This window comes from Streptomyces sp. NPDC047130 (assembly GCF_040643475.1).
In the GTDB taxonomy this organism is placed as follows: Bacteria; Actinomycetota; Actinomycetes; order Streptomycetales; family Streptomycetaceae; genus Streptomyces.
Genome location: NZ_JBEYUK010000033.1, coordinates 56253 through 66954 on the forward strand (window position 1 = coordinate 56253; position 10702 = coordinate 66954).

Consider the following 10702-nt stretch of genomic DNA (forward strand, 5'->3'; position numbering starts at 1 on the left):
CCCGACGGAGGGACGGCGGCGCCCCCGTCCGGTGAAGGCCGGGCGGGGGCGCCGTCGTGCGGGTGTGGGGTGGGGTCAGCCGGTGTTGCGGAGGCCCGCGGCGACGCCGTTGACGGTGAGGAGCAGGGCCCGCGCGAGGAGCGGGTCGACCTCCTCGCCCCGCGCGGCGGCGTCCCGCTGCCGCTTGAGCAGGGTGACCTGGAGGTAGGAGATCGGGTCCAGGTAGGCGTCCCGGATCGCGAAGGTCTGCTTCAGGACCGGGTTGGCGTCCAGCAGGCTTCCCTCACCGGTGACCTTCAGGACCTCCGCCACCGTGAGCTCGTGCTCCGCCTTGATCGCGTCGAAGACGTGCTTGAGCTCGTCGGGCACGAGGTTGTCGACGTACAGGGAGGCGATCCGCAGGTCCGTCTTGGCCAGCGTCATCTCGACGTTGGAGATGAAGTTCCGGAAGAAGTGCCACTCCTGGTGCATCTCCTCCAGGACGCTGTCGAGGCCGGCCTCGCGCAGCGCCTTCAGGCCGGAGCCGACGCCGAACCAGCCGGGGACGATCTGCCGGGACTGGGTCCAGCCGAACACCCACGGGATGGCGCGCAGGGAGTCGAGGCCGCCGCCGGCGTCGGGGCGGCGCGAGGGCCGCGAGCCCAGGTGGAGTTCGGCGAGCTGGTCGACCGGGGTGGAGGCGAAGAAGTACGCGGGCAGGTCCGGGTCCTCGACCAGCTTCCGGTAGGCGACGTGCGCGGCGTCCGAGACGACGTCCATCGCCGCGTCCCACCGGGCCAGCGCCTCCACCGACTGCCGCGGCGCGGTGTGCAGCGCGGACGCCTGCAGCGTGGCCGCCACCGTCAGCTCGAGGTTCTCCCGCGCCAGCGACGGCACCAGGTACTTGTCGGAGATGACCTCGCCCTGCTCGGTCACCTTGATCTCGCCCTCCAGCGTGCCCCACGGCTGCGCGAGGACCGCGTCGTGCGAGGGGCCGCCGCCGCGGCCGACCGTGCCGCCCCGGCCGTGGAAGAGCCGCAGCCGCACGCCGTGCCGGTGCGCGACGTCGCGCAGGCGGCGCTGGGCGCGGTGGATCTCCCACTGGCTGGTGGTGATGCCGCCGAACTTGGAGGAGTCCGAGTAGCCGAGCATGACCTCCTGGACGTCGCCCCGCAGCGCGACCAGGCGGCGGTAGGACGGGTCGGAGAGCATGTCGTCGAGGATGGTGTCCGCGGCCTTGAGCTCGTCCGTGGTCTCCAGCAGCGGGACGATGCCGATCTTCGCCCACCCGGCGTGCAGGTCCAGCAGCCCGGCCTCACGGGCCAGCACCGCCGCCGCGAAGACGTCGTCGGCGCCCTGGCACATGGAGATGATGTACGACTCGATGACCTCGGGCCCGAACACCTCCAGCGCGCGCTTGACCGTGTCGAAGGTGCCCAGCGTCTTGGCGCCGGCCTTGTCCAGCGGGGCGGGGCTCGGCGCCAGCGGGCGGCGGGAGCGCAGCTCCTTGGCGAGCAGCCGGGACCGGTAGTCGCGCGGCATGTCCGCGTACCGCCAGGACTCCTCGCCGAGGCGGTCGAAGAGCTGGCCGAGGGCGTGGTGGTGGGCGTCGGCGTGCTCGCGCACGTCCATGGTGGCGAGCTGGAGGCCGAACGCCGACAGGGTGCGGATGGTGCGGTCCATCCGGCCGTCCGCGAACAGTCCCGCCCGGTGTTCGCGCAGCGAGACCTGGATCAGCGTCAGGTCGTCGAGGAGCTGGGCGGTGCCCAGGTAGTCGCGGCCGGGCTCGTGGGCGGTGCCCTTGGCGAGGCGCTCCTTGGTGTTGAGCAGCTTCTGCCGGATGCAGGTGGCCTTCAGCCGGTACGGCTCCTCGGCGTTGAGCCGCTTGTAGCGCGGGCTGATCTCGTGCAGCAGCTCCAGGTCCCGCTGCAGGGACGCCAGCAGGTCGTCGGTGGCGCCGGTGTAGCGGATCGAGTTCGACAGGAAGCCGCGCAGCTCGTCGATCATCTCGAGCGCGTCGTTGATGCCGTGCTCGTGCTGGAGGATCAGCACGTCCCAGGTGACCTGCGGGGTGACGTTGGGGTTGCCGTCGCGGTCGCCGCCGATCCAGGTGCCGAAGGTCAGCGGCCGGGTCTCGTCGGGGAGTTCGACGCCGATCCGCTCCAGCTCGGCGGTCAGGTCCTCCAGCACGTCGCCGACCGGGCCGGCGTGCAGCTCGTCCAGGTAGTAGATCGCGTTGCGGGCCTCGTCGGCCGGCTCGGGGCGGACCACGCGCAGTTCGTCCGTCTGCCAGACGAGGTCGATGTTCTCGGCCAGCCGGGTGTCGTGCCGGCGCCGGTCCGCCTCGATGACCGGGGTCTCCAGCAGGTGCGCGATGCGCCGCAGCTTGTTCAGCACCGAGCGGCGGGCGGCCTCGGTCGGGTGCGCGGTGAAGACCGGGCGGATGTTGAGGTTGCGGACGGTCTCCCGGAGGTGGTCGGGGTCCGCGTCCTTCAGGCGGTCCGCCGTACGGGCGAGCTGGCTGCCCTCCGCCGCCCGGCGCGCCCGCAGTTCGCGCCCCCGGTGCACCTGTTCGGTGACGTTCGCGAGGTGGAAGTAGGTGGAGAAGGCGCGGACCAGCTTGGCGGCCGTCTCCAGCTCGGTGCCCCGGAGCAGCTCGGCCGCGGCCTCGCCGTCCTCCCGGGTCAGTCTGCGGACCTTCTCCACGAGTTCCAGCAGCTCGGGACCTTCCTGCCGGACCAGGGTCTGACCCAGCAGGTCACCCAGGCGGCGGATGTCGCTCCGCAGTTCGCTGCTCGTGGTGGTGGTCCGGTCGTCGACACTGCTCACAGGTGCGGCTCCTTGCAACGGTGAAGCTCTGTCTGGCAGGGCATCCGGGCGCGCCACCCATGCGGCCGTGCACGGCTTTCAGGGTCGGTTCGTCCGGGAAGAGACTGAATGGAGGAGCGGACCGCGCTGTCCGACCGGTCCAAGGATAGGCAGGCACCGCCACACGCGGGGGAACGGCTCTTGCTGTGAGACGGAGCGCTGACATACTTACGATGCCGTAGGTTACGGAACCGTAGGGAGCGGGACCGGTGGTGCCTCCGTCGCCTCGCCCGTTCTCCGCACTCTCCATCACTCGAGGGATGCCCATGACGACAAGCTCCGACGTGATCGACGAAGACTCGCGGCCCACCACCGCCCCCGAACAGGCTCTGCCCAAGGCCACCCTGGGCGGCGAGCAGAAGCGCACGGTCGAACAGATCGCCCTGCTCATCTTCATCATCGTTCCGTTCGTGGCGCTGGTGGCTGCCGTGCCGCTGGCCTGGGGCTGGGGGGTGAGCTGGCTCGACCTCGGCCTGATGGTCTTCTTCTACTACTGGGGCTGTCACGGGGTGACCATCGGTTACCACCGGCACTTCACGCACGGCTCCTTCAAGGCCAAGCGCCCGCTGAAGATCGCTCTCGCCATCATGGGCTCCATGGCCGTCGAGGGCCCCCTGGTCCGCTGGGTCGCCGACCACCGCCGCCACCACAAGTTCTCCGACGCCGAGGGCGACCCGCACTCGCCGTGGCGCTACGGCGAGACCGTCCCCGCCCTCGTCAAGGGCCTCTGGTGGGCCCACATCGGCTGGATGTTCGACGAGGAGCGCACCCCGCAGGAGAAGTACGCGCCCGACCTGATCAAGGACCCGGCGCTGCGGGCCATCTCCCGCCAGTTCATCGGCTGGACCATCCTGTCGCTGGCCATTCCGCCGATCGTCGGCGGTCTGGTCACCCAGTCCTGGTGGGGCGCCTTCACCGCGTTCTTCTGGGGCTCCCTGGTCCGGGTGGCCCTGCTGCACCACGTGACCTGGTCGATCAACTCCATCTGCCACGCCACCGGCAAGCGGCCCTTCAGGTCCCGGGACCGTTCGGGGAACGTCTGGTGGCTGGCCGTGCTGTCCTGCGGCGAGTCCTGGCACAACCTGCACCACGCCGACCCCACCTCCGCGCGCCACGGCGTGTTCAAGGGGCAGCTCGACTCCTCGGCCCGCTTCATCCGCTGGTTCGAGCAGCTGGGCTGGGCGTACGACGTGCGCTGGCCCTCCGAGGAGCGGCTCGCCTCACGGCGGGATCCGGACGCCAAGCGGTCCCGCCGGGCCGAGGCCACGGCCGACGCGGCATGATTGACGTGTGGTGACCGACTCCAGCAGCCCCAGCGATTCCGACCGGCCCCGTGACGACACGCGGGAGGGGAAGCCGCCCAGGCGGGCGCGCCGCACCCGGATGACGGGTGCGGAACGCCGCCAGCAGCTGCTGGAGATCGGACGCACCCTCTTCGCCGCCAAGGGCTTCGAGGGGACCTCCGTGGAGGAGATCGCGGCGAAGGCCGGGGTCTCCAAGCCGGTGGTCTACGAGCACTTCGGCGGCAAGGAAGGGCTCTACGCGGTGGTCGTCGACCGCGAGATGCGGCGGCTGCTCGACATGGTCACCGGGTCGCTGACGGCCGGCCATCCGCGGGAGCTGTGCGAGCAGGCGGCGTTCGCGCTCCTCGACTACATCGAGGAGTACACCGACGGCTTCCGGATCCTGGTGCGGGACTCGCCGATCCCGCAGTCCACGGGGTCCTTCGCCTCGCTGATCTCCGACATCGCCACCCAGGTCGAGGACATCCTCGGCCGGGAGTTCAAGAGCCGGGGCTTCGACCCGAAGCTGGCGCCGCTGTACGCGCAGGCGCTGGTGGGGATGGTCGCCCTGACCGGGCAGTGGTGGCTCGACGTCCGCCGCCCGAAGAAGGCCGAGGTCGCCGCGCACCTGGTCAACCTCGCCTGGCACGGCCTCGACGGCCTCGAGCAGAAGCCGAAACTGATCGGCCACCGGAAGTCCTAGACTCCGCCCACCCCTCGTGTCCGGCCTCCACCGGCGCCCGGCCGGTCCCGGCCCGGCCCCCGGTGGCCTCCTTCCCCGGCACGAGCCCCTTGGCGGGCCCTCGGGGATCACCGCGTCCGTGCCGCGGGCGACGCGGTGGCGGTCGGAGCAGTCCGCCTTCTCATGACGGGACGACCGGCACCGGCACGGTGGGCGCCGGTGCCGGTCGGGGGGGCCGTCGCCCGCCGGACCACCCGGCCGGGGAGGCGCGCGGGGTCAGCGGAGGCGGCGGGCTCCCTGGGAGGGGACCGCGGGGAAGGTGCGCGGGGCCTCGTAGCCGGCCGCGGCGAAGGCGGACCCGACGGCGTCGGCGACCGCGGCGGCCCGGTCGTCGTCGACGAGGACGATGGCGGAGCCGCCGAACCCGCCGCCGGTCATCCGCGCGCCGAGCGCCCCCGCGGCGAGCGCGGCGTCGACCACGGTGTCCAGTTCCGGCGAGGAGACCCGGAAGTCGTCGCGGAGCGAGGCGTGGCCCTCGGTGAGGACGGGCCCGATGCCGCGGGTGTCGCCGGCGGAGAGGAGCCGCACGACCCGTTCGACGCGCTCGTCCTCGGTGACGACGTGGCGGACCAGGCGGCGGATCTCCTCGTCGTCGATGCGGGCCAGGGCCTCGTCGAGTTCCGCGTAGGGGATGTCGCGCAGGGCCCGGACGCCGAGGAGTTCGGCGCCCCGCTCGCAGCCGGCCCGGCGCTTGCCGTACTCGCCGCCGCTGTGGGAGTGCTTGACCCGGGTGTCGACGACCAGCAGGCGCATGCCCTCGGCGGCCAGGTCGAAGGGGATCTGCCGCCGCGTGCCGTCGCGGGTGTCGAGGAACAGGGCGTGTCCGGCCTCGCAGCCGGCGGAGGCGGTCTGGTCCATGATCCCGGTGGGGGCGCCCACGTACTCGTTCTCGGCGCGCTGGCACAGCCGGGCCAGCAGCGCCCGGTCCAGGCCGAGGCCGAAGAGGTCGTCCAGGGCGAGTGCGACGACGACCTCCAGGGCCGCCGAGGAGGAGAGCCCGGCGCCGCTCGGCACGGTGGAGGCGAGGTGGACGTCGGCACCGGTGACGTCGTGACCGCCCTCCGTCAGCGCCCACACCACGCCCGCCGGGTAGGCGGTCCACCGCTTGTCCGAGCCGGGGAGCAGTTCCTCGACGCGCCGTTCGACCACGCCGCCGGGGACGTCGGCGGAGGAGAACCGCAGCACCCCGTCCTCGCGCGGCGACACCGCGGCGACGGCGACGTGCGGCAGGGCGAAGGGCATGACGAAGCCGTCGTTGTAGTCGGTGTGCTCACCGATGAGGTTGACCCGCCCGGGGGCGGCCCAGACGCCGGCCGGCTCGGCGCCGTACAGCTCGGTGAACCGCCGGGCGACGGCCTCGGCGGCGGCCGCGGGGTCGGCGGGGGTCTCGACCGACTCGGTCATGTGCGGTGGCCTTCCTCGGGAACGGGAGACGCTCACGCGCGGCGGCGCGCGAACTCCCAGGCGTCGGAGACGATGGTGGTCAGGTCGGCGCGGCGCGGCCGCCAGCCGAGCCGGTCCCGGGCGGTGGCGGCGGAGGCGACCAGCGCGGCCGGGTCCCCGCCGCGCCGCTCGGCGACCCGCTCCGGGATCGGATGCCCGGTCACCCGGCGGACGGTCTCGACGACCTGACGGACCGAGAACCCGTTGCCGTTGCCCAGGTTGCAGATCAGGTGCTCGCCCGGGGCGGCGGCCTCCAGGGCCAGCAGGTGCGCCTCGGCGAGGTCGGCCACGTGGATGTAGTCGCGGATGCAGGTGCCGTCGGGCGTCGGGTAGTCGTCGCCGTAGACCGCGATGTGGTCCCGCTCGCCCAGGGCGACCTGGAGAATCAGCGGGATCAGGTGCGACTCGGGGTCGTGGCGCTCGCCGTACGCCCCGTAGGCGCCGGCCACGTTGAAGTAGCGCAGGCTGACCGCGGCCAGGCCGTGGGCGTTCGCCTCGCTGGTGATCATGTGGTCGACGGCCAGTTTGGTGGCGCCGTACGGGTTGGTGGGCGCGGTGGGCGCGGTCTCCGGGATGGGGACCTCGGCCGGTTCGCCGTAGGTGGCGGCGGTCGAGGAGAACACCAGTCGCCGCACCCCCGCCTCGCGCATCGCGGCGAGCAGCGCCAGGGAGCCGCCGACGTTGTTCTCCCAGTACTTCTCCGGCTTCACCACGGACTCCCCGACCTGCGAGGAGGCGGCGAAGTGGAGCACGGCGTCGAAGGAGGCGTCGAGATGGCGGCCGGCGTCGCGCAGGTCGGCCTCGACGAACGTGGCGCCCTCGGGGACGCCCTCGCGGAAGCCGGTGGACAGGTCGTCGAGGACGACGACCTCGTGCCCGGCCTCCAGCAGGTGCTGGGCGACCACGCTGCCGATGAAACCGGCTCCGCCGGTCACCAGGTACCTGCCGGTCCCGCTCACGCGCTCGCCACCTCCCGCAGCCGGGCCGCCGCGGCCTCCGGCGGCACGTCGTTGATGTACACGCCCATGCCGGACTCGGAGCCGGCGAGGAACTTCAGCTTGCCGGACGTCCGGCGGATGGTGAACAGCTCGAGGTGGAGCGCGAAGTCGTCCCGCGTCACCCCTTCGTACGCGTCCAGACCGCTGAACGGGGCCTGGTGCCAGGCGGCGATGTAGGGCGTGGGCGGCTCGTCCGGGCCGAAGATCCGGTCGAAGCGGCGCAGCAACTCCAGGTAGATCCGGGGGAACTCGGCGCGCTGGTCCTCGTCGAGGGCGGTCAGGTCGGGGACGCGGCGGCGCGGGTAGAGGTGCACCTCGTAGGGCCAGTGGGCCGCGTAGGGGACGAAGGCGACCCAGTGGTCACCCGCGAGGACCAGTCGTTCCCCGGCCGACTCGCGCTCGACGATCTCGTCGAAGAGATTGGCGGTGGCCGACTCGCGGCGGCGGGCCGCCAGCGACTGGAACATCCGCGCGGTACGCGGCGTGACGAAGGGGTAGGCGTAGATCTGCCCGTGCGGGTGACCCAGCGTCACGCCGATCTCGCGGCCCCGGTTCTCGAAGGGGAAGACCTGGACGACGGAGGAGAGATGCGACAGCTCGGCGGTCCGGTCGGTCCAGGCGTCGAGCACCAGACGGGCCTGCTCCTCGGAGAGCTGGGCGAACGCGGCGTCGTGGTCCTCGGTGAAGCAGACGACCTCGCAGCGGCCCGAGTCGCCCGCCAGCGAGGGGAAGCGGTTCTCGAAGACGACCACGTCGTACTGGCTGTCCGGGATCTCGCTGAGCCGGTCGCCCCGGCTGGGGCAGAGCGGGCACTGGTCGGCCGGCGGGTGGTAGGTGCGGCCCTGACGGTGCGAGGCGACCGCGATGTCGTCGCCGAGGAGCTCGTCGTGGCGGACCTCGGAGCTGGTGACGGTGGCGTCCAGGGGACGCCGGTCGACCGCGTCACGCGCGGGTCCGTCAGCGAGGTCGTAGTAGATGAGCTCGCGCCCGTCGGCAAGCCGGGTCGAAGTCTTCCTCACCGTCGATCGCCTTCCTGCCGCACCGCCCGGCTCCCTCGGATGTCCCGTCCGGATGCGCGATGCTTCGAACAGAAGTCAACATAACAGACCACAAGAGAACCTAACCCGACCACAGATGTCACAATCAGAGGACGAGAAGCAACAGGAGCGTTCAAACATCGACATCCTCGGTATGAGATCGGCCGTGAATCCCGTAACGCGCGACGAAGCGAGTTCCTATGCCCCCCACGCATCTGGCAGCTGAGCTGCGGCTCCCCGCCAACTGGCTCGACTACAGCCTGCTGGCCATCTACTTCCTCTTCGTACTCGGCGTCGGCTTCCTGGCGCGGAAGTCGGTCAAGACCAGCCTCGACTTCTTCCTCTCGGGCCGGTCGCTGCCCGCGTGGGTGACGGGTCTCGCCTTCATCTCCGCCAACCTCGGCGCCACCGAGGTCCTCGGCATGGCGGCCAACAGCGCCCAGTACGGCGTCTACACCGTGCACTGGTACTGGATCGGCGCCATCCCCGCCATGGTCTTCCTCGGCCTGGTGATGATGCCGTTCTACTACGGCTCCAAGGTCCGGTCGGTGCCCGAGTTCCTGCTGCTGCGCTTCGACAAGTCGGCGCACCTGCTGTCCTCGGTGCTGTTCGCGTTCGCCGCCATCCTGATCGCCGGCGTCAACCTGTACTCGCTGGCGATCGTGGTCGAGGCGCTGCTCGGCTGGCCCGAATGGGTGGCCATCGTCGTGGCCGGCTTCTTCGTCCTCGCGTACATCACCATCGGCGGTCTCTCCTCGGCGATCTACAACGAGGTGCTGCAGTTCTTCGTGATCCTGGCGGCGCTGATCCCGATCACCGTCCTCGGCCTCAAGCGGGTCGGCGGCTGGGACGGCCTGACCGACTCGCTCACCGCGCAGAAGGGCGGCGACTTCGTCACCGCGTGGGGCGGCACCGGCATCGGCAGCGACAACCCGCTGGGCGCCAACTGGCTGACCATCGTCCTGGGCCTCGGCTTCGTGCTCTCCTTCGGCTACTGGACGACCAACTTCGCCGAGGTCCAGCGCGCGCTGTCCGCCAAGAACCTCTCCGCCGCCCAGCGCACCCCGCTCATCGCCGCGTTCCCGAAGATCTTCATCGTCTTCCTGGTGATGATCCCCGGTCTGGTCGCCGCCGTGCTGGTGCCCAAGATCGGCCAGGCCTCCTCCGGCCTGGAGTACAACGACGCGATCCCCTACCTGATGGGCCAGCTGCTGCCCAACGGTGTGCTCGGCATCGCGATCACCGGTCTGGTCGCGGCGTTCATGGCCGGCATGGCGGCCAACGTCTCCTCCTTCAACACCGTCTTCACCACGGACATCTGGGCGAAGTACGTGAAGCGGAACCAGGAGGACGCCTACTACCTGCGCTTCGGACGGCTGATCACCGTCCTCGGCGTGCTGGCCTCGATGGGCACGGCGTTCCTCGCGTCGACCTTCTCCAACATCATGGCCTACCTGCAGACGCTGTTCTCCTTCTTCAACGTGCCGATGTTCGTGGTCTTCATCATCGGCATGTTCTGGAAGCGGGCGTCGATGGTCTCCGGCTTCTGGGGCCTGCTCGCCGGTACGGTCTCGGCGATGGTGAACTACTTCGTCATCTACAAGCAGGGCATCATCGACATCCCCTCCGACCAGGGCGCCAACTTCGTCTCGGCGATCGTCGGCTTCGTCGCCGGCGCGGTGGTGATGGTCGCGGTCTCGCTCTTCACCAAGCCCAAGCCGATCGAGGAGCTGCAGGGCCTGGTCTACGGCACCAAGTCGCCGGGCATGACCGAGCCGGCCGCCGAGGGCGACGACGCCTGGTACCGCAAGCCGGCCCTGCTGGGCTGGGGAGCGATCATCCTGGCCGCCGCCTGCTACATCCCGTTCTCGTTCTAAGAGCGCACGCGGGAGAATGGAGAGACCATGTCCGAGTTTTCCGAGAAGGACGTCCAGCGGTCGGTCAGCGAGCTGGAGACCAAGTCCGCGAGTGCCGCGCGCCTCTTCGACATCCGCCGCATCATCGGCCTGCTGTTCGTCGTCTACGGCGTGATCGTCACCCTCGCCGGGATCTCGCCCACGGACGGCGCCCGGGAGAAGGCGGTCGACGTCAACATCAACCTGTGGACCGGGCTGGCCATGCTCGCGCTGGGCCTGTTCTTCCTCATCTGGCTCAAGCTCCGGCCGGCCGCCCCGCCCCCGCCCCCGACGGGGATGGAGGAGCAGAACCGGCTGGGTCAGCACTGAGGCGTCGGCCCTGAGGCGTTGCCGCCGCACGGCGAAGGGCCGGACCCCCTCGGGGGTCGCCGCGCCCACCTTCGCGGCGTCGGCGGAACCGTCCAGCATCGGGAACGACTTGATCTCCACGACCGTC

General features: G+C 71.0%; 8 protein-coding genes. 4 read left to right on the plus strand and 4 right to left on the minus strand.

Going from position 1 to position 10702, the window contains the following annotated elements:
- Window positions 1-75: 75 nt before the first annotated feature.
- On the minus strand, window positions 76-2808 hold the full coding sequence (gene ppc, locus ABZ836_RS27730) for a phosphoenolpyruvate carboxylase (RefSeq protein ID WP_361146600.1): 2733 nt from the start codon (window positions 2806-2808) through the stop codon (window positions 76-78).
- Between the two features lie 305 nt (window positions 2809-3113).
- Between ppc and ABZ836_RS27735 the strand changes: the two genes are divergently transcribed.
- Both ABZ836_RS27735 and ABZ836_RS27740 read left to right on the plus strand, forming a co-directional pair.
- A complete protein-coding gene (locus ABZ836_RS27735) occupies window positions 3114-4130 on the plus strand; it encodes a fatty acid desaturase (RefSeq protein ID WP_356135537.1) in 1017 nt (338 codons plus the stop codon).
- A gap of 7 nt (window positions 4131-4137) precedes the next feature.
- The gene (locus tag ABZ836_RS27740; protein ID WP_356135539.1) at window positions 4138-4833 is read left to right on the plus strand and encodes a TetR/AcrR family transcriptional regulator; all 696 of its coding nucleotides are present in this window, start codon (window positions 4138-4140) and stop codon (window positions 4831-4833) included.
- A gap of 255 nt (window positions 4834-5088) precedes the next feature.
- On the opposite strand, the gene galK is transcribed toward ABZ836_RS27740, so the two are convergent.
- Genes galK through galT form a run of 3 tightly spaced genes read right to left on the minus strand, consistent with a single transcriptional unit; the run spans window position 5089 to window position 8332 of the window.
- A complete protein-coding gene (gene galK, locus ABZ836_RS27745) occupies window positions 5089-6276 on the minus strand; it encodes a galactokinase (RefSeq protein ID WP_361146605.1) in 1188 nt (395 codons plus the stop codon).
- A gap of 32 nt (window positions 6277-6308) precedes the next feature.
- Complete coding sequence (gene galE, locus ABZ836_RS27750; protein ID WP_361146608.1) at window positions 6309-7274, minus strand: UDP-glucose 4-epimerase GalE; 966 nt, start codon at window positions 7272-7274, stop codon at window positions 6309-6311.
- Window positions 7271-8332, minus strand: a complete 1062-nt coding sequence (galT, locus tag ABZ836_RS27755) for a galactose-1-phosphate uridylyltransferase (protein WP_361146611.1) — start codon at window positions 8330-8332, stop codon at window positions 7271-7273. Before galT ends, galE begins: the two co-directional genes overlap by 4 nt.
- Before the next feature lie 218 nt (window positions 8333-8550).
- On the opposite strand from galT, the gene ABZ836_RS27760 reads away from it, so the two are divergent.
- The gene (locus tag ABZ836_RS27760; protein ID WP_361146614.1) at window positions 8551-10227 is read left to right on the plus strand and encodes a sodium:solute symporter family protein; all 1677 of its coding nucleotides are present in this window, start codon (window positions 8551-8553) and stop codon (window positions 10225-10227) included.
- 27 nt (window positions 10228-10254) lie between these two features.
- Window positions 10255-10575: a hypothetical protein gene (locus ABZ836_RS27765; RefSeq protein WP_356135547.1), complete on the plus strand. Its 321-nt coding sequence runs from the start codon at window positions 10255-10257 to the stop codon at window positions 10573-10575.
- The last annotated feature ends 127 nt before the right edge of the window (window positions 10576-10702 follow it).

Bases quoted from the DNA above. Each gene is read 5' to 3' on its own strand.
- ABZ836_RS27735 (WP_356135537.1), top strand. From the start codon at position 3,114: ATGACGACAAGCTCCGACGTGATCGACGAAGACTCGCGGCCCACCACC.
- galK (WP_361146605.1), bottom strand. From the start codon at position 6,276: ATGACCGAGTCGGTCGAGACCCCCGCCGACCCCGCGGCCGCCGCCGAG.
- ABZ836_RS27760 (WP_361146614.1), top strand. From the start codon at position 8,551: ATGCCCCCCACGCATCTGGCAGCTGAGCTGCGGCTCCCCGCCAACTGG.
- ABZ836_RS27765 (WP_356135547.1), top strand. From the start codon at position 10,255: ATGTCCGAGTTTTCCGAGAAGGACGTCCAGCGGTCGGTCAGCGAGCTG.